Raw genomic sequence first — 24,849 nt, forward strand, 5'->3', positions numbered from 1 at the left:
GGGAGCCCCATGCGTCGACATGTCACGCTTTTGGCTGGGAGTCTTCTGGGCATGCTCAGCCTCGTCTCGGTCCCGGCGATGCAGGTTGCTTCGCAGGACGTCGTGTCGCTCGCGGGCACCTGGCGCTTCGAGCTCGACCGCGACGACCGCGGCATCCTCGAGCACTGGTATCGGCGGTCACTGTCGCAGCAGATCGCGCTTCCCGGCGTGCTCCAGGCACAAGGCTTCGGTGATGACGTGACACCGGCCACCGAGTGGACCGGGCAGGTTGTGGATCGCTCGTACTTCACCGCTCCGGAGTACGAGCCCTATCGCCGGCCAGGGAACATCAAGATCCCCTTCTGGCTCCAACCAGACAAGCATTACGTTGGGCCAGCCTGGTACCAGCGTGACATCGAGATTCCGGAACCGTGGCGCGGCCAGCAGGTCGTCTTGACGCTCGAGCGGCCGCACTGGCAGACGCTCGTCTGGATAGACGATCGCATCATCGGCAGTAACGATAGCCTGTCCACGCCGCATGTCTACGACCTGGGGAGAACGCTCGAGCCTGGTAAGCATCGGCTCACGGTCCGCGTCGACAACCGGCTCATCGTGGACGTGGGCGTCAACTCGCACAGCGTGAGTGACCACACTCAGAGCAACTGGAATGGAGTCGCGGGCCGCATCGAGCTCGCGGCGACGCCAGCAGTGTGGATCGACGATCTGCAGCTCTACCCGGATGTCGACGCGAAGCTCGTGCTCGTACGTGGGAAGGTGGGCAACGCCACCGGCCGGGCCGGCCGCGGCAGCGTGCGCTTGGAGGCGGAAGGCTTCAACGTGGCGGCTCCAATTGCCGCACCCGCGCCGATGAACGTCGATGTGCAGTGGAATCGGCACGGTGGCACCTTCGAAGCTCGGTATTCGCTCGGCCGGGGCGCAAAGCTGTGGGACGAGTTCACCCCAGTGCTCTATCGCCTCACCGCGACACTCGAGCCTGGGACAGCGGCATCTGCTCCGCTTGACGCTCGAGCCCCGAACCTCGAAGCCCGCCCGTTCCCCTTTGCGGTGACGTTTGGATTGCGCCAGATTGGCGTGGAGGGCACGCAGTTCGTCGTGAACGGCCGCAAGACGTTCTTCCGCGGCACGCTCGAGTCCGCCATCTTCCCCAAGACTGGTCATCCGCCGACGGACAAGGGATCCTGGAAGCGCATCATCAGCACCGCCAAGGCGCATGGCCTGAACATGTTTCGTTTTCACTCGTGGTGCCCGCCGGCCGCGGCATTCGAGGCAGCCGACGAGCTCGGTTTCTATCTCCAGGTGGAAGCTGGCTCCTGGGCGAATCAGTCGACGAGGCTCGGCGTAGGCTTACCGGTCGATGCCTGGATCTACAAGGAGACGGATCGGATCCTCCGCGCCTACGGAAACCATCCGTCATTCGTGCTGATGGCGTACGGCAACGAGCCGGAAGGCAACGACGAGGCGTATCTGGCGCGGTGGCTCACGCATTACAAGGCCAAGGACCAGCGCAGACTCTACACGGCGGCATCCGGGTGGCCGCAGATTCCGGAGAACGAGTTCCACGTCACGCCGGATCCGCGCATTCAGGCCTGGGGGGCCGGTCTGAAATCGCGCGTCAACGCCCGGCCGCCGGAAACCCGGACCGATTACCGCGACTACATCCGCAAGTGGCGGGTGCCGGTGATCAGCCACGAGATCGGTCAGTGGTGCGCGTTCCCGAACTTCGCAGAGATGCCAAAGTACACGGGATATCTCAAGCCGAGGAACTTCGAGATCTTTCGCGAGCGTCTCGACGAGCAGCAGATGGGCGGTCAGGCTCGCGAGCTCTTGCTGGCGTCGGGCAAGCTGCAGACGCTCTTGTACAAGGAAGACATCGAGTCGGCCCTCCGCACACCTGGAATGGGCGGCTTCCAGCTCCTCGACCTCCACGACTTCCCCGGCCAAGGCACCGCCCTGGTGGGTGTGCTCGACGCCTTCTGGGAACCGAAGGGCTATGTGACAGCCGAAGAATACCGACGCTTCTGCAACAGGACCGTGCCGCTCGCTCGGCTCGAGCGGCGGGTCTTCTCGAACAGCGACACGCTCGAGGCGGTGCTCGAGGTCGCACACTTTGGACCGGCACCGCTCGCAGACGTCTCGATCACTTGGAAGCTCGTTCCCACGGAGGGCGGCGACCAGCCGGTCGCCGGGGGCAGCTTGCCGCCGCGAACGATTCCTCTGGGCAACGCTATCGCACTCGGCCGCGTCGCAGCGGATCTCCGCCAGGTGCCTGCTCCCCAACGCTACAAGCTGGTGGTTGCGCTCGAGGGCACGCCGTTCGAAAATGACTGGGACGTGTGGGTGTACCCGGACCGTGTGGACACTCGAACGCCGCAGGCCGTCACCATCGCCACCGACCTCGATCGCGCCACCCTGACGACACTGAGGGATGGCGGTCGCGTGCTGCTCATGATCCCGCCGAAGCGCGTCAAAGGAGATGACCGCCGGAGCGCGAAGCGCGGAGGCGGCCCGGTGGCGCTCGGCTTCTCCAGCATCTTCTGGAACACGGCGTGGACCGGTGGCCAGCCGCCGCATACGCTTGGCATCCTCTGCGATCCCGAGCATCCTGCGCTCGCGGCGTTTCCGACCGACTACCATAGCAATTGGCAGTGGTGGTATCTCGTCACCCGGGCAGGTGCGATGCTGCTGGACGATCTCCCGTCGCAGCTCCGCCCAACCGTGCAGGTCATCGATGACTGGGTCACCAGTCGCAAGCTGGGGCTGATCTTCGAGGCGCAGGTCGCCGGCGGCCGCCTGCTCGTGACCAGTATCGACCTCCGAAAAGAGGGGGATCGCAATCTCGTGGCGCGTCAGATGCTGCACAGCCTGCTTACGTACATGGCCAGCAATCGCTTTCGGCCGGACGTGGAGATAACGCCCGAGCAGGTCAAGGGCTTGATAGCAGATCCATGAGCGCGCGCAAGCGAGTCGGGCCGACGAGGCCATCGAGACCGGCGGGAATTCGTGAGATCGCGAAGGCGCTGAATGTTTCGATCGGCACGGTCGATCGTGCGCTGCACGATCGCGGCCGCATCAGTCCTCTCACCCGCCGCAAGGTCTTGAGGATGGCGGAGCGGTTGGGATACCGCCCCAACTTGGCGGCACGCTACTTGTCGTCCAAACGGGAGATGCGCATCGCGTATTGCCTCCCTCGCGAGGTGGCATCGTTCTTCGAGCTGGTCGCCGACGGGATCACTGCCGCGGCGGGCGCGTTGGAGGCCAGCGGCGTCGTGCTCGTGCATCATTCCTATTCGCGGCTGGGTCACGGCGAAGCTCGCGCGGTCGAACGGGCGCTGACAGACGACATCCACGGGCTAATCATCGCGCCGGGCCGGCCGGACAGGCTCGAGCCGCTCATCCATCGAGCCGCCAGCCGAGGGATCCCGACCCTGTGCGTCTCGACGGACGCGCCAAACACCGAGCGCCTCGCGGCCGTCTCCGTCGACCCGACCACGAGCGGATCGCTCGTCGCCGAGCTGATGGGGCGATTCCTCAAAGGCAGCGGCAAAGTGATCGTGGTCACGGGGTCGCTGAACACCATGGATCATGCCGGCAAGCTGGAGGGCTTTCGCCGGGCGACCGATGAGATCTGGCCCAACGTACGGATCGCGTCCATCGTCGAGGCGCACGACAACGAGGCCGAGGCGTACGACAAATGTCTGAAGGTGCTCACGGACCAGCCGGATGTTGCCGGCGTGTACGTCAGTACGGCCAACTCGCTTCCTGTGATCGAGGCAATCGAGCGCCGTGGGCTGTCTGAAGTCACGCTGATCACGACTGACCTGTTTCCCGCGCTCGTCCCGCTCATCGAGTCTGGAAGGATCGCGGCAACGATGCATCAGCGCGCGTGGACACAGGGCCGGGTTGCGCTCCAGAATCTCCACCGCTTCTTGGTGGAGCACATCTCACCCCCCGACCATGTGCGCCTCTCACCCCACATCGTCATGAAGAGCAACCTGAAGCTGTTTCTCGATCGCATCCAGCAGGGTCGGGAATCGGGATTCAGGATTCAGGATTCATTACGGAACTTGACGGAATGATCCCTCTTCCGCTAGGCGCTCACCCCCTGAAATCGGGTGCTCCGCAGAATATTTTTGACATCTGGCAGACTTTTGTGCTTGACACCAAAATTTTCTCATCCATAATCTACATCTTGTATGACGGCGACAAGCTCAATCCATCTGTAGTGCCGCGTTTGGGCACAAGGGCTGAGCTTGCGCTTTCCAAGGAGGCAGAATGGCCAAGAAAGCAGCCAAGAAGGCAGCGAAGAAGGCGAAGAAGGCTGCCAAGAAGCGCTAAGCGAACGACTCGCTCGACGCTTCCTCAGGGTGTCGCCGCAGTGTGCGACACCCTTCCTTCGCACTAGATGCCCAGCGTGGCATCGCGTATCGGGAGCGCTGATCCATCGGCGGCACACAATGGTCACGGGAGTGACAGCCGCGTGGGTGGGTCAGGAGCTGCTCTCGTGTTGGACACCCTAGTGAAAGGGGGTACAGGTCATGGCCAAGAAAACGGGCAAGAAAACGGCCAAGAAGGCGGCCAAGAAGAAGTAGCGCCCCTACGTGGTTCGCCGCACAGGGGGCGGCCGTCGCCCCCTTTCTCTCTCTCTCCAATCCCTTCCGTGAGTTTTGAGCTCTGGGCTCTGAGTCCTGAGTCAATTACCGGTCATCGACTCCCCATCCCAAACACGGACGCGCTTGATGACGTCCCATTGCTGTAGCGCGTCGACGATCTCCATGCCATCGACGACGTGGCCGAAAACCGTGTAGCGGCCGTCGAGATGCGGCTGAGGGGTGTGCGTCACGAACCACTGGCTGCCTCCAGTGTCCGCCCAGGGGTCGAGCGCCATGCCGAGCGTGCCGCGGGCGAACGGCCGCGTGCTCAGCTCATCGCGAATCGTATAGCCAGGCCCGCCTTCTCCATCGCCCCGCGGGTCGCCGTCCTGCACGACGAAGTTGGCAACGACGCGGTGAATACGGGCGTTCTCGAAAAAGCCCTTTTGCGCCAGGCTGATGAAGTTGGCAACCGTCAGCGGTGCGTTGACGGGATCGAGCTGAACTTGAATGGTGCCGCGGTTCGTTTCGATGTACGCCTGAGGCGAGAACGTGGGTTGCACGAGCTCCGGTGCGTCGTACTCCGCACGTGGTCGCGTGACCGGTGCCGGGCGTATGCGTGAGACGTCTGCGCTCGGATCGAGCTTCTGCAGCAGCTCGGCGGCCCGGACCCGCACAGCCCAGTCCTTGTCGCCAAGCGCATCGCCAAGCCATTCGCGCGCCGTGGTGGTGTCCAGCGCGGCCAATGACTCGAGCGCGGCAGCTCGCGCGCCGTATCCAGCGTCCGCCTTGGCGACGCGGTACGCGGCGACCAGCGCGGGCACCGCCTTCTTCATCGTATGCTCCTGTGCCAGCCTCGCAGCCGCTATCCGGACGCCCATGTCTTGATGTTCCAGATGGGTGAGAACGAGCTCCTCGAGGTCGGGCGCATCAATCGCGGCGAGCGCACGCAGCACTGCGGGGATGACGCGGGCATCCTCATCTTTCAACACCTCGTGGAGCCGGGGTGCCGCCACGTCGGCCGGCAGCGAGCTGAGCGCGGTGGCAAGGGCGGCCCGAACCACCCACTCGCGGTCACGGTCGAGCCCCGAGAGGATGATGAAGAACTCTTCGGGTCTGATGGCGGCGAGCGCGCGAATCGCGGCGGCGCGCATCGCTGGCCACGGATCCTGGACGAAATCGAGGATCGCGTCGTAGGCCGGATCGCTCTTCAGTGTCGCGAGCGCCTCGATGACCTCGAGCTGCAACTGATTCTGATTCGCCGCCGGCCGACCGCCACCATCGTCCGGTGCGCTCGCCGAGCGCGCCGCACTAGGAGCTGCCTCAGGAGCCGTACGGGGCGGCGGCGCCAGTAGCGGCAACAGCGCGTCCACCGCCTTCGGATCCCCGATCTCTGCGACTGCTCTCACGGCAGCGATCTGGACACCAACCGTCGGGCCCTTCCCTTGCACGAGCGGCAGCAGAACGTCGAGCGCACCAGCCTCCTCGAGCTCGCCAAGACCTCGCACGGCAAACGCCGCCGTATAGGCGTTTTGGTCACCGGCAAGCGTCAGGAGCGCCGGTAGGGCGCGAGCGTCACCGATACGCTGCAGCGCGTATGCGACAGGCCACCAGCGCAGCGTCGGCTGTCCTTGCGCATCGAGCACCAGCGCTGCCAGCGACTCATACGCGTCGAGCCGCACGAGCGCGCACAGTCCGAGACGCACGGCATCCGCTTCTGCGGGAACCTCCAGCGCATCGTCGGGCGGCACCTGCTCGAGCGCGCCGGCAGCGAGATGGGCGCTCACCATGCCGCCAATCGCCTCGGCGCTGCTCTGAGCGGCTTCACCGATGAGCCCCAGCGCCTCAGCCGCTCGCCCTTGCACTCGCGCATCCGGATCGGCCAGCGCGCTGGTCAGCGGTGCTACGCCGTCAGGGACGCCAATGAGGCCCAAGCCGAAAGAAGCGATTGCGCGGACCGCCGGATCCGGATCCTTCAGCGCCGCAGTCAATGGCGCCACGCCCTCGGGCTCGCCGATCCGACCGATAGCAAGTGCGGCGCGCCAACGTAAGCGCGCCTCGGAGTGCTGAAGCAAGGCCGGGAGATCCGCGGGTGCAGTCGGCGGTTCGACACTGTCCTGCGCCTCTGGCGTTCGGCCGGCGCCAGGCTCCTTGGGCGCAGGCGCCGCGGACGCGGGATCTCGAAGCACCCGCTGATCTTCCAGCCACAAGATCGTGCCCATGTGCTGTTCGATGGTCACCACAGGAGCTGGCGGCGCCGGTGGCGCGCTCGCGCACCCGGCGGCGAGCAAGGCAACTATCCCCCACGATCTCGCACGCATGTGGAATCCTCGCAGTCGACGCGTCATGGTCACGGCGACAGCATCCTATCAAAGGGGCAAGGGGTCAGGGGGCAGGGATCCCTTGCCTCGCCCCTCGGACCTTGTATACTCCGCGGCATCTTGGAGTTCCGATACCTAGCCATTGAAGGACCTCCGGGCGCCGGCAAAGGAACCCTCGCAGAGCGGCTTTCGGCTCGGCTCGACGCCCATCTCGTGCTCGACGAGACTGAGAACCCGTTTGGCGACGATCAGGATTCGCGTCGCCCCGGCGCAGCGTTTCAGTCACAGCTCTTCCATCTGCTCTCACGCCACCGGCAGCAAGAAGCGCTGCGCCAAGGTGATCTCTTCAGCCAGATCACCGTATGTGACTACCTGTTCGACAAAGACAAGATCTTCGCTTACCTCAAGCTGGACGACAACGAGCTGTTCATCTATCAGCGCGTCTACGAGCTCCTTGCGCGCGACCTCCCAACGCCAGATGTTGCGATCTATCTGCAGGCCTCAACCGAGGTGCTCCGCAAACGTGTCAAGGCACGAGCGCGCCACGACCCCGAACACCGGCCGCTCCGCGAGCGGGACCTCGCGGAGCTCAATGATGCCTTCACTCACTTCTTCTTCCACTACACGGCCACCTCGCTCCTGGTGGTGGAGACCTCCGAGCTCGACCTGGAATGGGACGATGAGACGGTGGACGACCTCCTGAAGCAGATCGAGAACGCTCACGCCGGGACCCGATACTACGTGCCCAGAACCACATAGGGATTGCGATGGTGTTAAGCTGTTGCGAACATGGCCTGGTTCAAGCGCGAGCGAAAGCCCATTGCACCACCCGATCGCGCAAGCCGTGTGCCGGAGGGCCTCTGGGTAAAGTGTCCCAGTTGTGGTCAGGCGCTCTACCACAAAGATCTGTCCGCCAATGTCCACGTCTGCCCGAAGTGTGACCACCACTTCCGGCTCGGCGCCGTCGACCGGCTGCGAGCGCTGCTCGACGACGAGCAATGGACCGAGCACGATGCGGGGCTGCACACGACAGACCCCTTGAGCTTCATCGACACGAAGCCTTACACGCAACGGCTGAAGGCGGCAGTCGAAGCCACCGGTCAAAACGACGCGGTGGTCTGCGTGACGGGCCGCGTCGAGGGCGTCGACGTGGAGATCGCCGCGATGGAGTACAGCTTCATTGGCGGCAGCATGGGCGTTGTCGTCGGCGAGAAGATTACACGTGCCATCGAGCGGGCCCTGGCTTCTCGTCGACCGTTGATTATCGTCTCGTGCTCGGGAGGCGCTCGCATGATGGAGGGAACGCTCTCACTCATGCAGATGGCAAAGGTCAGCGCCGCGCTGGCGCGCTTGGATCGTGCTCGGCTTCCCTATATCTCTGTGCTCACGGATCCCACCACTGGCGGCGTGACGGCGAGCTTTGCAATGCTCGGCGATTTGAACATCGCCGAGCCGAAGGCGCTCATCGGGTTCGCCGGACCGCGCGTGATCGAGCAAACCATCCGGCAGAAGCTCCCTGAAGGCTTTCAGCGGAGCGAGTTCCTCCTCGAGCATGGCTTCGTCGACATGGTGGTGGACCGCCGCGAGCTGAAAACGACCATTGCGAGGGCATTGCGCTTCATGACGCCTCCGGAGATTCCGAGACCATCCGCGAGCGAGGCAGATACGAGCGTCGAGCCTGTCGGGCCCCAGCCCGAGAACGCACCGGTGCCGCAGTAGGAGGTAGGGCGCGTTCGCCGAATGCGCCCAGGCCTCGCCCTGTCGTCGATCCCTCCACGCGGCCTGAACGCTCGAGCCAGCGGGCCCGGGACCTTGGGCTCTCGCACCTCGCACGTTGCACCGTGCATCTGCACCTCGACCCTTGAACCTCGAACCTCCCTATGTCGCCTTTCGAACGTCTCGCACGCCTCGAGCAGTTCGGCATCAAGTTTGGCCTCGAGAACATGCGCACGCTCTGCGCGGCGCTCGAGCACCCGGAGCGGGCGTTTCGCTCCGTGCTGGTTGCCGGCACGAACGGCAAGGGCTCTGTCACGGCGATGGTCGCTGAAGCGCTCCGCGTTGCCGGCTACCGATCCGCGCGTTACACGTCTCCCCACCTCGTACATCTCGCGGAGCGTTACGTGGTCGACGGGGCAACGGTAGACGAGGGAAGGTTGGCCAGTGTCCTCGAGCACGTGCTCGATATCGAAGCCGCGTGTCGTCACGATGGCCGGCTCGAGACACCGGCGACCCACTTCGAGGTGGCCACGGCCGTCGGCCTGGAGCTGTTCCGCAACGCGGGCGTCGATGTCGCGGTCCTGGAGGTTGGATTGGGAGGCCGCTTCGATGCCACGAATGTGGTGCCAGCTATAGCGGGCGTCATCACGACCATCGATCTGGATCACACCCGATTCCTCGGCCGCACGATCGCCGAGATCGCCACCGAAAAGGCTGGCATCGTCAAGCGGGGCATGAGCGTCGTGACCGGGGAGCGCAAGCCTGAGGCTGTGCGCGTGTTCGAGGAAGCGTGCCGCGCGCAGCACGCAACGCTGGTAAGGGCCGATGAGGATACCGACGCGCGCACGACGTTCACCGCAGGCGAAACGGACCTCCGCCTCCGAACGCCGGTCGCCGACTATGGCCCTCTGCGGCTCGCGCTCCGAGGCGCGCACCAGGTCATGAATGCCGCGGTCTCGGTCCGTCTCCTCGAAACGCTTGCGGTGCGCGCCATCGACGTGCCGGCTCACGCCATCGTAAGGGCACTCTCCACGACACGCTGGCCCGGTCGCCTGCAGCGCCTCCAGCTCGATGGAGGCCGCGAGCTGATACTCGACGGCGCACACAATCCCGCGGGGGCGAGCGCACTGGCGACATGGCTCCAGGCAACGTTCCCTGGGACGCGCGTCCCCGTGGTCTTCGCCGCCATGAGCGACAAGGATGTGACCGGGATGCTCGGCGCGTTGAAGGAGGTCGCGAGCCAGCTGGTGATAACAGAAGTCGAGAATCCACGGCGCTTACCAGCCGTCAGCATCGCTGAAACGGCACGTGCGGTTGCTCCAGATCTCCCTGTCGCGATCGTGGCGTCGCCGGGAGCGGCCGTCGAGCGCGCCCTTGCACATGGCCCCCTCGTCTGCGTCGCCGGATCGCTCTTCCTGGTCGGTGCCGTTCTCAACGTCTTCGGACAAGGAGGCCAGACCTAAAAGGTCGGGCCTCCACTACTAAATGCCGGAAGGCCGCCTCGGCGAGGCGGCCCTACCTATCAAAACTGCAGCCGGACGCCGAAGCGGACGATGCGCGGGTCGAGGAGGGCGGTCACCTCCTGGAAGCTGCCGTTGGAGGCCGTCGCGTTGCGAAACGCCGTCACCGTTCCGGCGTTCGCGAGATTGAAGATGTCGAGCATCGGTGTCAATCGCACGCCGCCCGCCAAGGTGAACGTCTTGTCGAAGCGGAGATCGAGAATGGCGACGTTCGGCGCGCGGTTGGCCGTCGCCGGCTCCACGCGAATCGTCTCGCTGCCGGCCTCGGGAAGCGAGACGTTGAGCGAGCGCCCCCACTGCCGGCCGCTTTGAACCTTGTAGGACCCGCTGATCCCGACGGCCCACGGCGCCACGTACCGCCCGATGATCTTGTAGTTCCAGATCGTCGTCTGCTCGCGACCGAAGCGGCGCAGATTCGGCCGCCAATCGTAGTCCTTGTTGTTGCCCGCGGACGAGAGTGCTCCTGTGTCCGAGCCGGTGCCATAGAGCTGCTCCAGCCATGTGTAGCCGAACGACGCGAGCAGCATCCAGCGGTCGCGGAAGCGCCGATTCACGCCGAGCTCCAGCGTGTGATAGTCGGCGTCGTTGTCCGCCGGGTTCGTGAACACACGGTTCTCCTCGGCTGGCGCGCGGTCGAACAACGCGATCGTTCCGCCATCGTCGGCCGTGCCCGACTGTCCATCCGGCCCAGGGTCGGTCTGCTCGATCGGCAGCGTATACGTAGCGATGCGGCCGAGGTCGACGACATCCCACTCGTCACGGATGTTCTTGTAGACGTAGGACGCGCGCGCTGAGAGACCTCGGACGACTTCGCGTTCGAAGTGGGCTGATATCTCCTGTGACACGGGCCGATCGAGGTCTGGATCAATCGTGACGCCAGAGGGACCAGCCACCGTGCGCAGGAAGCTTTCCAGCTCGGCGGGGCCGTCGAGGACCAGGTTGCCGTTCAGGTCTGTCCAGTCGTAGCGGAGGCGCGTTCTGCCGACGGGATTTGCCTCCGCGGCGACCGTGTCTGGGGCCGAATTGAAGTAGAACCTTCCCCAAAAGACCTTCAGCACTGAGCGCCCGTCGCCCCTCAAGTCGTAGGCGAGCCCAACGCGGGGCGCCACGGTTGTCGATCGCGAGACGGTCTCGCCTGGCACCTGCTGCTCGCTGAAGAGCTCCATTAGTCGCTCGTCACTCGTGCCGGCGAGCGCTGGCACGCCTTCTGGCGTCACGAGCTGATCCGGCCAGAAGTCGCGATAGCGATCGAGGCGAAGCCCGAGGTTGAGCGTGACGCGATCGCTGATGCGCCAGTTGTCGTTGAGGTACACGGCGAACGCATTGACGCGATTGTCGCTCTCGTTCGGCGTGTTGTAGAACTCTACCTCGCTCGGGATCGTGTTCAAGACCTCGTCGTAATAGACGTGATTGAACGGCTGATCGGCAAAGAACGTCCGCGTTTCCCACCGCCCGTCGGTGCCCAGCTTGAAGTTATGGCTGCCGATCCACCCGCTCTTGTCGTAGGTGAGCGAGACGGAGAACTGAGGCTTCTCTCGCTGCTGATCCTGATACAGCGTGTGCGGCCCGCCGTCCAAACGGGCGCCTGTGCTGAGGTCCAGTCGACCCGGAACATACGGCCCAGCAAAAGCGCCGCTCTCGGTGGTCGGCCGGAGCGGAAAGAAGTTCCGCCAGGTGCCGGCGATGACGTCGAGGAACAGCCGATCGCTCAGGACGCTCGTCCACTCGGCCTTGTAGACGTAATTGCGCGACGACTGGAAGCGAGCGGCGGACACCGGCACGTTCTGGCCGAGATCACGGAGCGCTTGTAGCTTCTCGCGCTTGTTCGCGTAGCCAATGAGCTGGTTGTTGCGGTTCAACTGATACGTGCCCTTGACCGTGAAGGGGTTGGTCAGCTTCGAGCGGGCCAGCTCGTCGAAGTTCAGCACGTTCTTGTACTGGTCGTTGAGCCGATACGAGTAGTAGAACCACGCTTTGCCGCGATAAATCGGGCCGCCCAGGTCGGCGTTGATGTCGTACTGGCGGTCGATGGGGTTACCGCGCTGCAAGCCATCTTCCTCCCTCGTGAAGAAGCCGTCCCCATCACGCTCACCCTCTGTCCGAAACGCGCCCGGGACGTTGTCGCTAATCGTCCGATCCCCCTCCCAATCGCTGTACCAACTACCCGAGAAGTCGTCGCCGCCGGACTTCACGGTGACGTTGAGCGACGCGCCGGGCGTGTCCTGGTCGGCCATATTGCCGGCGCCACCGATCTGGAATTCCTCGAAGGAACCGAAGTCGAAGTAACCGGCGTTCGCGTTCGTGCCTTCGGTGGTGTTGATGCCCTCGAGTCGAGTCGTATTCTGTTGGTTCACGCCGTACGTCATGTAGCCGGTCTGTGTGCCAGTGTGCGACCCGCCCACGTCGAATCCCGTGACCTGGATGGCAGCCGACTGTGACATGGCCGCCCAGACATCCCGTGCGTTCGGAATCTCCGTCAGCAGCTCCTTCACGAAGTTCGTGCCCACACCGGTGGTGGTGGTGTCCACAATCGGCGACTCACCGCTGACCGTGACGGTCTCGGCGAGGGAGGCAACGTCGAGGCTGGTATTGAGGGTCAACGTCGTATTGATGACGACGCGCACGCCCTCGTGCTTGAGGGTTTGGAATCCCTCGAGCTCGAAGGTCACGTCGTAGACTCCGGGTGGCAGGGCAATCAGCCGATACGTGCCATCCTGGTCGGTGACAGCGACTTGGGGCTGGATGCGGGCGGGGCTCTCTGCTGTCACCGTCACACCTGGCAGCAGCGCGCCGCTCGAATCGGCGACGACTCCGGTGATACGGCCGCGAAAGTCTTGCGCTGTGGCGGGTGCTGCAAGCAACACCCCCAGCGCGCAAACGGCAAATCGGCGAGACGCCGACAAGCTCAGCGCGTTCATGCGGTCCCTCCTCCTCGGTGAACGGCCTGCCTTCGCGGCTTCGCTGCGTCGGCGCGGCCACACGAGCCAGAGCTCCCACGTTGGGCCGTGGGTCGCAGGGGCGAAAATTGGTGGGCAGATGGGAGTATAGAACACATGCACGAAGTGTGAAAGCGAGTGTGGTAGGCTCAACGTTGCCGTCCGACGGAGCGTCGGGTTTACGACGTAGGTCGCGAACGCGCGCTCGGCAGCTGCATCTCGACCGGGCGGCCATGGGCAGCCAGCCATCGTCAGACCGTTGATGACGCGCACCATCTCTTTCCTGGCGGCGCTGCTCCTCGCCGCGTCGAGTGCGGGAGCGCAACAGACTCCGGCGCAGCCGCAGAATCAAGCGCCGGCGCCGTCCGAGCAGGAACCGGCCCCACCTCCACCCGCTCCGTCGCCACAGCCAGCGCAGCCATCCGAGCCGGCGTCGCAGGCGCCCCAGCCGGCACCGCAAGAGCCAGCACCCTCGGAGCAACCACCCGGAGAGGAACAAGCCCCCGCGGTCGATTCAGCGGGCGCGCCGATCCAAGAGCTGCCGTGGGCGGTTCGCAGGTATCGATACGACAAAGGGACGCGGAAGGGCGCGTATCTCCACGCGATCGGCAACGTCGAGATCGAGCAAAACGACGGCCAGCGTTTCTTTGCGGACGAAGTCGAGCATTGGGCGGACACAGGCAAGATCATCGCCGTCGGCAATGTGGTGGCGAGCGGACCGGATCACCGGATTGCGGCAGATCGCCTCGATTACGACTCGAAGACCAGAACCGGCACGTTCTTCAACGCGTATGGCTCCGCCTCGCTGGGAGACCACGTCGAGAAGAGCTACTTCGGCACGCAGGAGCCAGACGCGTACTTCTATGGGGTGGAGATCTCGAAGATTGGGCCGAAGCGCTACCGCGTGCGGAAGGGCGGCTTCACGAGCTGTGTGCAACCGACGCCACGCTGGGAGCTGGTGTCGACCACTGCCATCATCGAGCTCGACGACTACGCCGTGCTGACCAATGCTCTCCTCAAGGTCAAGGGCGTGCCGGCGTTCTATCTGCCGATCATGTACTATCCCATTCAAGACGACGACCGCGCGACCGGGTTCCTCATCCCCGTCTACGGCGCCTCGACGCTGCGCGGGCAGAGCGTGAGCAATGCGTTCTTCTGGGCCATCAACCGGAGCCAGGATGCGACCATCCTCCACGACTGGTTCAGTAAAGCCGGCCAGGGGGTGGGCGGCGAATATCGGTATGTCTCGGGAGCAGGCTCTCAAGGCCAGGTGAGCACGTATCTGCTCGACGGCAAAGAGACCGTGTACGGAGACTACGTGCAGCCGGCGCGCCGGAGCTTCGACGTCCGCGCCACGGCGACGCAGGCCATGCCGGCGGGTCTGACGGCGCAGGCCAACGTCAACTTCTTCTCGGACATTGCCACGCAGCAGCTCTACCAGCAAGACGTCTACTCCGCCTCACAGCGCTCCCGCACCATCTCCGGGCGCCTGTCCGGCTCCTGGGGAGTCCATAACACCAGCGCATCGTACGAGTCCACGGACATCTTCTACGGGGAGACGAATTACAGCCGCTACGGCGCCGTGCCGCGCCTGCAGTACCGCTTCTCCAACCAGCAGCTCGGGTCGGCGCCGGTCTTCGTCACGCTGCCGATCGAGTTCGCCGGCGTGCTGCGGCGTGACGTCAACACGCGTACCGAGGTCGACAGGGACCGCGGCCTCAACCGCATCGACCTGAGCCCCTCGGTCAACGTGCCGTTCCCCAATTGGTCGTTTCTCAACATAACGTCGACCGCCACGCTGCACAACACCCGGTACTCGGAGCGGATGATCGACAGTAACGGCGACGGGTCACTCGACGAGCAGGCAGAACAGTCGGTCACACGGCGATACTGGCAACTGGGGACGCGACTCGTCGGTCCCATCTTCAGCAAGATCTGGGATACGGGCAACAGTCGTTTCAAGCACGTGATCGAGCCGAGCATCCACATTCAGCGTCTGACCAGCGTCGATGAAGAGATCAGTTCAGCCATCCCGCGCATCGAGCACTCCCACTTTCTCATCACCGGCACGACCAACACGCGGTACGGTGTCACGAACCGCTTCTTGCGCAAACCAAACGACAATCCATCGGCCCAGGCGCGGGAGGTGCTGAGCGTCTCCCTGTCACAAACGCACTACTCGAACCCGGAGGGCCGGCGTACGGACTACCAAGGGTGCCCGAGTTGCTTCTACACGGATGTTGCGGGTCTAGAGCTGAACTACTCGCCCATTCAGCTCGAGGTCACGGCGAACCCGACCGAGCGCACCAGCGCGCGGCTGCGCCTCGAGTACGACTCGATACTCGGCACGTTGCCCTCGCTGAACGCAAATGGCAAGGCGCAGCTCACGCGCTGGGTCAGCGTGGATGCCGGGTGGAGCCAGCGGAGCTACATCACCAACCCCCTCGCCTCGGACAAATTCATCAACACCACCACGAACGTGCAGGAACCTAACGGTCGATACGGGGGTCGTTACAGCTTCTTTTACGATCTCCGCCGCTCGACGCTGGTCGAGAATCGCTTCCTGGCGTTCTACAACGCCCAATGCTGTGGAATTGCCGTTGAATACCAAACGTACAACTACCCCGTCCTCGGGGCGTCGCTCATCCCGCAGGATCGGCGATTCAACATCTCGTTCACGCTGGCCGGTATCGGAACGTTCTCCAATTTCCTCGGCGCGTTCGGGGGCGGGGGAACGACGGGGTCCAGCGGATATGGGAGAAGCTACTAGGTGAGGGGGTGACAGGGTGACAAGGTGACGGGGTAGCGCGAGGCCTACGGTCAACGGAGCAGGCCCGACGCGATCGCAGAATCACCCATTCACCGTGTCACCCCATCACCCAGTCACCTTGTCACCCGCGTTACGGAGCTTCAAATGACTCACGTGCTAGTCACCGGCGGTGCCGGGTTCATCGGCAGCAACTTCGTAAAGCACATCTTGGCGGCGCGCCCTGACTGGCGTGTTACCACGCTCGACAAGCTCACTTACGCAGGACGGCTCGAGAACTTGAAGGAGGCAGTGGATTCACCGCGGCACAGGTTCGTGGAGGGCGACATCTGCGACCGTGACACCAGCGCACCGCTCGTTCAGGACGCGGACTACGTGGTTCACTTCGCCGCGGAGACGCACGTGGACCGCTCGATTCTCAGCGCCGGTGAATTCATCAACACGGACGTGTTCGGCACGTTCGTCCTGCTCGAAGCGGCGCGCCAGGCTCCACGACTGAAACGCTTCGTTCAGATCTCGACCGATGAAGTGTACGGAAGCGTGCCGGAAGGGGCCAGTCGCGAGACCGACGAGATCAAGCCGCGCAATCCGTACTCGGCGAGCAAGGCGGGGGCGGACCGCCTCGCCTACAGCTATTGGGCCACCTATCAGGTACCCGTCATCGTGACGCGCGCGTCGAACAACTACGGGCCAAATCAATTCCCCGAAAAGGTGATCCCGCTCTTCATCACGAACGCGCTCGATGATCTGAAAGTGCCGCTGTACGGTGACGGTCAGAACATCCGTGACTGGCTACACGTGCGCGATCACTGCGCCGCGCTCGACCTGCTGCTCGACAAGAGCTCGCCTGGCGAGGTCTACAACATCGGAGGGGGCAACGAAGTCAGGAACCTCGATCTGACGCACGAGATCCTGGCCCTTGTCGGGAAGCCGTCGTCGCTCATCCAGCCCGTTACGGACCGCCTTGGCCACGACCGCCGCTACTCGCTCGACACCACCAAGATCCGTGCCCTCGGCTGGACACCGGCACAGACCTTTGCGGATGGCCTCGCGGAGACCGTGGAGTGGTACAAGCAGAACGAGTGGTGGTGGCGTCCCATCAAGGAACAGGACCCAGCGTTTCGCGATTACTACAAGCAGCAGTATGTGGACAGGGGCAAGGGGTCCAGGGATCTAGGGATCTAGGGATCTAGGGGGGCTACGGTAGAGGCCTCCGGCTCGCCCTCGACCCCTTGATCCCTTAGTCCTTGATCCCTTGCCCCTTCGACCTTTCACCTTCGCTGCGTACTACCCGGAGCAAAAAGTGTCCGACCGTCCTGTGCTCGTCACCGGTGCGGCTGGCTTCGCCGGCAGCCACCTGCTCGACCTCCTCATCCGCGACGGCCGGCCCATCGTGGGCTGGTATCGCCCCGGCAGTGACGAGCCCCGCACAGCAAGAGATGGCGTCACTTGGCGCGCCGTCGAGCTACTGGATGGAAAAGCCGTACAACGCGCGCTTGCCGACATGAGCCCGTCGGCCCTTTATCATTTGGCTGGCGCTGCCCACCAGGCGAGCTCGTGGCAGGAGAGCGACACCGCGCTTGCCCTCAACGTCCGTGCCACTCATCACCTCCTCGAGGTGCTGCGGCGACGGTCGCCTGGCACCCGAGTGCTGGTGACCGGCTCGGCAGCGGTGTATCGACCGGCGGCTGTGCCACTCGAAGAGGATGCACCGCTCGCCCCCACGAGCCCCTACGGTCTCTCGAAGCTCGCCCAGGAGCTGCTGGCGCTGCGCGCGGCACACGACGACAAGCTCGAGGTGATCGTCACCAGATCTTTCAATCACATCGGACCGGGTCAGAGCCCCCAATACTTCGCATCGAGCTTTGCGCTGCAGCTCGCGCGCATCGAAGCCGGTCTCGAAGCTCCAGTCATCTCGGTGGGCAATCTCGAACCGCAACGCGACTTGACGGATGTGCGGGACACTGTGCAAGCGTACAAGCGACTCATGGCGCACGGCCGTCCAGGCACGACCTACAACGTGTGCAGCGGTCATGCGTACGCCATCGGCGATGTCCTCGGCGAGCTTCGGCGGCACGCCACGCGCGAAATCGAGGTACGCGTCGACACAACACGGCTGCGCCCGACCGATCAGGCGCTGCTCGTCGGCAATCCGGCTCGCCTCACCACCGACACCGGCTGGCGACCTGAAATCCCCCTCTCCCAAACACTTGCCGATCTCCTCGCCTGGCATCGGGCGCGGCTCACGCAGTGATCACTGATCGTTACCGCCCCTCCCAGTTGAGGACGACCGTCACCGGAAGCGGCAGCGAGCCCTCGCGCGGTGCGTTGAGCACGAACTGCTGGCCGTCGGGAAACGCGGCGTAATGGTACCGAAGGTCCCATCCACGGAACGCGAGCTCGAAGAGGGGCGTTGGCGATCCCACGCGGGGCGTCTCGCCGGAGAGATCAATCGGCGCCGCCATGAGCATCCGGTCCGCGCCGTGGTAATAGAGCTCCTGCCCATCTGCGCGCCACTGCGGCTGGCGGCCGTATGACGGAGAGACGCGCCAGCGTTGGCCAGTGGTGCGATCGACCTCCTCGAAGAAGACGAAGCGATCTCCCGAGTCGCGCGATGAGTAGGCCAGGAATTGGCCATCCGGCGAAAATCTCGGCTCATCGTCCGCGTGCGAGGTGCGATGGAAGAGGGTCTGGCGACCCTGAGCTTGCTGAAGGGTCGAAGGGTCAGGGTCGCCCTGAGCTTGCCGAAGGGCGGCAGGCGCAGGCCCGGCCAGCAGGTCGAGTAAGTGGATATCCCAGGATGTCTCGTGCCCGAGTTGCTGGAACGCCAACCATCGACCATCGGAGGACACGTGGAAGGGCTGCGCCTCGGCCCGAAACTCGAACATCTCCGTCGCCGCCCCATTGCCGTCGGCGGTCTTCCGCAACAGTCGTGCGCGTCCCTCACCATGGGCGACAAACAGCAGCTGCCGATCGTCCGGAGACCATATCGGGCAGGTCTCATCGTCCGGCCCCCACGTGATTTGTGTGCGGCCGCCGCTCTCGATGTGGACGACCCAGATGTCGGTCGTGCCGGCGGCGGCATCGCGCTCTTCGTACGCGAGCCGGGTACCATCATGCGAGAGCGCAATGTCGCGGAATTCCCCCGGCCCACCGAGGACGCGGGCGGTGCGACCGGTCCGATCGACAATGCGGAGCTCGCGATCCACTTGGCGGCCGCCGCGATACGCGACGACGCCTTTGGGCGATACCGAGTACTCAGCGTGAAATTGCTGGTACGGGCTCGGATCGAGACGGTGGCCGATCTGGGTGGGCGCTCCGGTGAGCCGCCCGCGCTCGATATCGAGCGGGTGCGCGTAAAGCACACCCTGCTTCAAGTAAAACAGGGTGTCGTCGGTCGCATGGGCGTTCGCGTCGCTGTCGACGAGGGCCTGATCGGTCGTGCTGTCGAAGCGCGCGAAGTAGATGGCCCGCTGGGCCCCGCCTTCCTTTTGCGCAGAGTAGATGAAGCCACGTCCCGATGGCAGCACGACCGGCCACCTGAGCTCATCGAGTCCATTCGCACCGGCGGTCCGGAGCGCCTGTGGAGCGCCGCCGTACGCCGGGACGCGATAGATTGTCTCGCCGAGCTGACCAGCGAACACAATCGCGTTGCTGGGTCCCCATGAGCCGCCGAGCGCGCGCGGTGCGTCGCACAGAACGACCGGCTCTCCGCCGTTGGCAGGAGCCTTCCACAGCCGCCCCGACTTGAAGAACGCGATGTACCGGTTATCGGGCGACCAGAACGGATCGACACCGCCACTGGAGTTGTGAACCTCGGTCGCCTGCACGCCGCTCAGGGCGCGTATCCAAAGCCGCCCCTGACTCTCGAACGCGAGCCGCGTACCGTCCGGTGAGATCGCGAGGCTATCGAACTCGCCACCAGGGGGCGGATAGACCGTAAACGCGATTCGCGGCAACGGACCAATGTCACCGCGCGCAGGCCCGCGGAGGGCGCGCCAGGCGAACGTGAGGAGCACCAGGAGGACCAGCACGCCCGCCAGCCACAGCCAGCGCGGCGCGTCGTACCAGCGCGTACGCGTCGTGGCCGGTCGCGCGCGGCCTTGCCCGCCGCTGATGAAGCCCGTCAGGGCGAGCTCGAGCTCACCCACGCTTCCGAAGCGCTTCGCAGCGTCTGCGGAAAGGGCGCGCTCGACGATGTGAACGAACCCTGCGGGCAGGTTGGAGCGTTCGTCGCGCAGGCGCCTGGCCGCACCCGTCTCATGCGCCTGCCGCACGTCATCGATCGATCGCGCCGCGATTGGGGCCTTGCCGGTCACAAGGCGGAAGAGCATCACGCCGACGCTGTAGACGTCGCTCTGCACTGACGCGGCAGCGCCACGAAAGAGCTCGGGCGCCATGTACAACGGCGTGCCGGCGAGATCCGCTACCTCGACGCCGCCTGGTAGCGGCCGCTCGCGCCCTGCGCCGAAGTCCATCAAGACGATGCGGCCATCGCGCCTGTCGCGCATGACGTTTTGCGCCTTGATGTCCCGGTGCAACAGCCCAGCGCCATGGACAGCGGCCAGCGCCTCGCACACGTCGAGGCCCACGAGGGCCGCCTCGCGCGCGCTCAGCCGGCCGCGCTGCCGAAGGCCCGCTTCGAGTGTCTGGCCTTCCACCAGCTCCATCCACAGACCGACGAACCCGTCCATGCGCGCCGCCCCGTAAATGGTGACCACACTGGGATGGTTGATACGCGCCATCAACCGGGCTTCCTGGATGACACCCTCCGCGTAGCTCCGATCCGCAAGATCGGGGATCAACTTCAGCGCGACCTCTCGATCCAGGCGGGAGTCCCAGGCGCGAAACACCACGCCGTAGGCCCCGTGGCCGAGCACCTCGCGCAGCTGGAGATGCGCCCATGTCTTGCGCGGCAGCAGGGTTCTAGCCGGGAGTGGACCGGCGTGCGGCGTCGGGCCCGCCGACGAGGTCAGGTCGATCTCCGCCTCGTTGCGACCCTGGCCATCCACAGGCGCGTCGCGATGGACGCCGGCAATCTCGGCAATCAGCCGAAGCTGGCGGAGGAGATGGCGCGTCTTCTGGCTGCTGGTGCGGGAATCGACGGCGGACCAGTCGACGGCCTGGCCGTCGGAGACGGCTTCGGCCACCGAGTCGAGCAGGGCTTTCGGGTCGAGTGTCACTGACGGGAGACGACAAGTCTAACCCGAGACGTTGGAATTTCACGCCCCTCGAGCGATGGTAAGGCGGGCGCGCCGAGGCCGCCTCGGCGAGGCGGCCCTACCAGGATCACGGGGTCAGCCGGGTCAGCGCCTCGATTCGCGCGGCGGTGGGCGGATGCGTGCTGAACAACGAAAAGAGCCCGGAGACCGACAACGGCTTGACGATGAACATGTGCGCAGTAGCCGGATTCGCATCGAGCGGTACGCGCCGCGAGGCGCTTTCCAGCTTGCGCAATGCCTGCGCCAGCCCATATGGGCTGCCCGCAATTGCCGCGCCGCCAGCATCTGCGGCGAACTCACGTGAGCGCGAGATGGCGGCCTGGATGAGCATCGCCGCCAGCGGCGCCACGATCACGGCCGCAAGCAGCCCGAGCGGGTTGCCACCGCGGTCGTCACCGCGGCCGCCATAGCCAAAGATGGCGGCAAAGCGTGCCATCTGGGCGACGAACATGATGGTGGCCGCAAGTGTCGCCGCGATCGAGCTGATCAAGATGTCCCGGTGCTTGACGTGTGCGAGCTCGTGGGCCATCACGCCCTCCAGCTCCTGCTCGTCGAGCAAATGGAGAACACCCTCGGTGGCGGCAACCGCCGCATGCTGCGGGTTGCGGCCGGTCGCAAACGCGTTGGGCGAGTAGTCCGGTATGACGTAGACGCGTGGCATGGGCATGCCGGCGCGCTGAGTCAAGCGTCGGACGACCTGCGACAACGGATGCTCGGGACCGACTTCCTTCGCTCGGTACATCCGCAACACGATTCGGTCGGAGAACCAGTACGATCCGAAGTTCATGGCAACCGCCAACACGAAGGCAATCACCAGACCGCCCGACCCTCCGAGCCATTGACCCAGCAGCAGCAAAAGCCCGCTCAGAGCACCAAGAAGGAAAGCTGTCTTCACCACGTTCGTCATGCTGTTCCTATTTTACGGCGAAACCGGCCGGGATGTTCTTTCGTCCTTGGTCCTTGGTTCTTGGTTCTTGGTTCTTGGGCTGTGCCCCTCGCCCCTGCTGACCCCCGACCTGCCGCCGGTTTCCGTTTCCTGATTCCTGATTCCTTTATACTGAGGAAATGGCACGCCGATTCCTGTTGGTAGTTGCCCTGTCGCTCACGAGCGCCATGCTGTCAGGCCTGGCAGTCGCGCAGCAGCCACAGCCGTTTCCCAAGCCTGCCGACCGAACGGCGCCTCGACCGAAACCTGCGCCGCCTGAGCCCAGCGAGCGACCCGGCAACGAAGAGCCGCCTCCTGAGCGAGACCAAGCCATCCCAGAGGACAAGGTCACGGGACGAGAGATGGGCAGCCCGACGCAACCGGCGGATGAGAGACCACTGCCCGTCCAGTCGTCCGCGAGCAGCTCAACCGGCTCCAAGTCGACGGCGCAAGCTGGAGCCGCAGCGAAGGACGTCGAGGCGGCGGGCGAGCCGGCGCCAACCGAAGCGACGCTTGGTTTTCCCCTGTTCTCGGGCGCCCAGTTCCTGAAGTCCTACAGCGCTGGCCAAGGGCAACGCTATTACTTGTTCGGCGCGACGGCGAGCTACACAGAGGTCGTCAGCTTCTATCGCAGTGCGTTGCGCTCGCGAGGCAACCGTGTCTTCGACGCGCCGCCGGTGCACATTTTCGAAGAGGGCCGCTTCGACGAGCGGCGCATGGCGTTCCCGCCGAGCGTGACCGTGAAGGACTACACCTGGGGCAATGCCGAGGGCTACCTCGATCCAAGACAAGGCGCACAGCCACAGCGATATCCGACGGTAATTCAGATCGTGCCGGGACCAAGAGAGCGATAAGCGAAAACCGCAGCTGTCGTCCGCCAGTCGGCTCTCATCTCGCGCCGGGCCTCAATCATCGCTTCTCACGTAGATCTCGCCCGCCTTTGCGAACTCCCGCGACCTCTCGTCCAGGCCAGCCTCGACGGCCCGGCCGACGTCGAGTCCCTGTTGCGCCGCGTAGTCGCGCACCTGTTGCGTGATCTCCATGCTGCAGAACTTGGGGCCACACATCGAGCAGAAGTGTGCGAGCTTGGCGCCCTCCGCCGGCAGCGTCTCGTCATGGAAGGCGCCCGCGGTCACCGGGTCGAGCGAGAGATTGAACTGATCGCGCCACCGGAACTCGAACCGCGCCTTCGAGAGCGCATCGTCCCACGCGCGGGCACGCGGGTGCCCCTTGGCGAGATCCGCCGCATGTGCGGCGATCTTGTAGGCGATGACGCCAGCCTTGACATCCTCCTTGTCGGGCAAGCCCAAATGCTCCTTGGGCGTGACGTAGCACAGCATCGCCGTGCCGTACCAGCCAATCATGGCGGCGCCAATGGCAGACGTGATGTGGTCGTAGCCAGGCGCGACGTCCGTGGTGAGCGGTCCAAGCGTATAGAAGGGGGCCTCGTCACACCACGCGAGCTGCTTGTCCATGTTCTCCTTGATGAGGTGCATGGGAATGTGGCCGGGGCCTTCGTTCATGACCTGCACGTCGTATTCCCACGCAATGCGCGTGAGCTCGCCCTGGGTTCGGAGCTCCGCAAACTGCGCCTCGTCGTTGGCGTCGGCAATCGATCCAGGACGCAAGCCGTCGCCAAGCGAGAACGCGACGTCGTAGGCGCGCATGATCTCGCAAATCTCACGGAAGTGCGTGTAGAGGAAGCTCTCCTCGTGATGCGCGAGGCACCACTTCGCCATGATTGAGCCGCCCCTCGAGACGATGCCGGTGACACGCCGGGCCGTGAGCGGAACGTAGCGGAGGAGCACGCCGGCATGCACCGTGAAATAGTCGACACCCTGCTCCGCCTGCTCGATGAGCGTGTCGCGGTAGATCTCCCAGGTCAGCTCCTCCGGCTTTCCACCGACTTTTTCGAGCGCTTGGTAAATGGGCACCGTGCCGATCGGCACCGGCGCGTTGCGGAGGATCCACTCGCGCGTCTCGTGAATGTCGCGCCCGGTCGACAGATCCATCACCGTGTCGGCACCCCAGAGCGTTGCCCATCGGAGCTTGTCGACCTCTTCCTCGATCGACGAGCTCACGACGGAGTTGCCAATGTTGGCGTTGATCTTCACGAGGAGGCGGCGTCCGATGATCATCGGCTCCAGCTCGGGGTGGTTGACGTTTGCCGGAATGATGGCTCGTCCGCGTGCGACCTCCGAGCGAACGAGCTCCGGGTCCATGTCCTCGCGCGCGGCCGCGAACGCTATCTCTGGCGTGATGATGCCTTGCCGTGCGTAGTGCAGTTGTGTGACGGCTCGGCCGTGCTTTGCACGCAGTCGCCGATGTGTCCGGCTCGCCAGCCCCTGCGGAATCTCACGCTGCCACGTCTGCTGCGGGAAGCGACGCGGCCCCTCTTCGACGTCGCCGCGGTCGAGAATCCACGCGCGGCGGTGCAGCGGCAGCCCCTCGCGAACGTCGTGTCCCTGCGGTCCGCTGGTGTCGTAGAGTCGCACGGGCGGCTCGCCGTTGGAGAGCGCGACCTCGCGCATCGGTACGCGCACGCCGTGCTGCTCGACGTACACCTTGCGTGAGCTCGGAAATGCCGCACTGTAGTCAGACGTAGCTGGAGCTGCTGCGAGCGTGAATGACATGGCCGACTCCGAAACCCTCTTCGGGTAAAGACGTATTACAGGCGGTTGAAAACCAGAGAGGAACGGAGGCGGGTGACGCCGCGCTCCCTCCGCCGGTCTCAACCGGGTCAGGTTCCAAGGGACTCTCTCAATCTGCCCGCCCATGACGGCTGCGCAGATACCCCTGGCGGCTAGACGCTCACTATAGCATTTCTCCAAGGTCTTGAGGTCAGCTACACAC

14 protein-coding genes and 1 riboswitch are annotated in these 24,849 nt (G+C 64.6%); of the genes, 9 read left to right on the top strand and 5 right to left on the bottom strand.

Features of this window, described 5'->3' with window-relative positions; translation table 11 throughout:
• Nucleotides 1-9: 9 nt before the first annotated feature.
• Nucleotides 10-2,949, top strand: coding sequence for a glycoside hydrolase (locus tag GEV06_02670; GenBank protein ID MPZ16811.1), 2,940 nt, complete (start codon nucleotides 10-12; stop codon nucleotides 2,947-2,949).
• Nucleotides 2,946-4,076: a substrate-binding domain-containing protein gene (locus tag GEV06_02675; protein MPZ16812.1), complete on the top strand. Its 1,131-nt coding sequence runs from the start codon at nucleotides 2,946-2,948 to the stop codon at nucleotides 4,074-4,076. The genes GEV06_02670 and GEV06_02675 overlap by 4 nt, the downstream gene beginning before the upstream one ends.
• 614 nt (nucleotides 4,077-4,690) lie before the next feature.
• Here GEV06_02675 and GEV06_02680 read toward each other — a convergent pair.
• On the bottom strand, nucleotides 4,691-6,937 hold the full coding sequence (locus GEV06_02680; protein MPZ16813.1) for a hypothetical protein: 2,247 nt from the start codon (nucleotides 6,935-6,937) through the stop codon (nucleotides 4,691-4,693).
• Nucleotides 6,938-7,027: 90 nt separating this feature from the next.
• Here GEV06_02680 and GEV06_02685 point away from each other — a divergent pair, with 90 nt between their 5' ends.
• The 3 genes from GEV06_02685 (at nucleotide 7,028) to GEV06_02695 (ending at nucleotide 10,089) form a co-directional block, all read left to right on the top strand.
• Nucleotides 7,028-7,669: an AAA family ATPase gene (locus tag GEV06_02685; protein ID MPZ16814.1), complete on the top strand. Its 642-nt coding sequence runs from the start codon at nucleotides 7,028-7,030 to the stop codon at nucleotides 7,667-7,669.
• A gap of 30 nt (nucleotides 7,670-7,699) precedes the next feature.
• The gene (locus GEV06_02690; protein MPZ16815.1) at nucleotides 7,700-8,629 is read left to right on the top strand and encodes an acetyl-CoA carboxylase carboxyltransferase subunit beta; all 930 of its coding nucleotides are present in this window, start codon (nucleotides 7,700-7,702) and stop codon (nucleotides 8,627-8,629) included.
• A gap of 161 nt (nucleotides 8,630-8,790) precedes the next feature.
• Complete coding sequence (locus GEV06_02695) at nucleotides 8,791-10,089, top strand: bifunctional folylpolyglutamate synthase/dihydrofolate synthase (GenBank protein ID MPZ16816.1); 1,299 nt, start codon at nucleotides 8,791-8,793, stop codon at nucleotides 10,087-10,089.
• Between the two features lie 59 nt (nucleotides 10,090-10,148).
• Here GEV06_02695 and GEV06_02700 read toward each other — a convergent pair whose 3' ends face one another.
• Nucleotides 10,149-13,358 carry a hypothetical protein gene (locus GEV06_02700; protein ID MPZ16817.1) on the bottom strand — a complete coding sequence of 1,070 codons (3,210 nt, stop codon included), beginning with the start codon at nucleotides 13,356-13,358 and terminating at the stop codon, nucleotides 10,149-10,151.
• Between GEV06_02700 and GEV06_02705 the strand changes: the two genes are divergently transcribed.
• The 3 genes from GEV06_02705 to GEV06_02715 all read left to right on the top strand — a co-directional run bounded on the left by GEV06_02705 (nucleotide 13,345) and on the right by GEV06_02715 (nucleotide 18,103).
• Nucleotides 13,345-15,852 carry a hypothetical protein gene (locus GEV06_02705; protein MPZ16818.1) on the top strand — a complete coding sequence of 836 codons (2,508 nt, stop codon included), beginning with the start codon at nucleotides 13,345-13,347 and terminating at the stop codon, nucleotides 15,850-15,852. The genes GEV06_02700 and GEV06_02705 overlap by 14 nt on opposite strands.
• 144 nt (nucleotides 15,853-15,996) lie before the next feature.
• Nucleotides 15,997-17,034, top strand: a complete 1,038-nt coding sequence (rfbB, locus tag GEV06_02710; protein ID MPZ16819.1) for a dTDP-glucose 4,6-dehydratase — start codon at nucleotides 15,997-15,999, stop codon at nucleotides 17,032-17,034.
• Nucleotides 17,035-17,104: 70 nt separating this feature from the next.
• A complete protein-coding gene (locus tag GEV06_02715; protein MPZ16820.1) occupies nucleotides 17,105-18,103 on the top strand; it encodes an NAD-dependent epimerase/dehydratase family protein in 999 nt (332 codons plus the stop codon).
• A 10-nt stretch (nucleotides 18,104-18,113) separates the two neighbouring features.
• Here GEV06_02715 and GEV06_02720 read toward each other — a convergent pair whose 3' ends face one another.
• Nucleotides 18,114-21,032 carry a protein kinase gene (locus GEV06_02720; GenBank protein ID MPZ16821.1) on the bottom strand — a complete coding sequence of 973 codons (2,919 nt, stop codon included), beginning with the start codon at nucleotides 21,030-21,032 and terminating at the stop codon, nucleotides 18,114-18,116.
• A gap of 106 nt (nucleotides 21,033-21,138) precedes the next feature.
• Entirely contained in the window at nucleotides 21,139-21,978 is an 840-nt protein-coding gene (locus GEV06_02725) for a M48 family metalloprotease (protein ID MPZ16822.1), read from the bottom strand.
• Nucleotides 21,979-22,136: 158 nt separating this feature from the next.
• On the opposite strand from GEV06_02725, the gene GEV06_02730 reads away from it, so the two are divergent.
• On the top strand, nucleotides 22,137-22,850 hold the full coding sequence (locus GEV06_02730; GenBank protein MPZ16823.1) for a hypothetical protein: 714 nt from the start codon (nucleotides 22,137-22,139) through the stop codon (nucleotides 22,848-22,850).
• A 51-nt stretch (nucleotides 22,851-22,901) separates the two neighbouring features.
• Here the strand turns inward: GEV06_02730 and thiC are convergent, their stop codons facing one another.
• The gene (gene thiC / locus GEV06_02735) at nucleotides 22,902-24,629 is read right to left on the bottom strand and encodes a phosphomethylpyrimidine synthase ThiC (protein MPZ16824.1); all 1,728 of its coding nucleotides are present in this window, start codon (nucleotides 24,627-24,629) and stop codon (nucleotides 22,902-22,904) included.
• 66 nt (nucleotides 24,630-24,695) lie between these two features.
• Nucleotides 24,696-24,804: riboswitch (TPP riboswitch) on the bottom strand.
• Between the last annotated feature and the right edge of the window lie 45 nt (nucleotides 24,805-24,849).

This window comes from Luteitalea sp., from assembly GCA_009377605.1.
Lineage (GTDB): Bacteria > Acidobacteriota > Vicinamibacteria > Vicinamibacterales > Vicinamibacteraceae > WHTT01.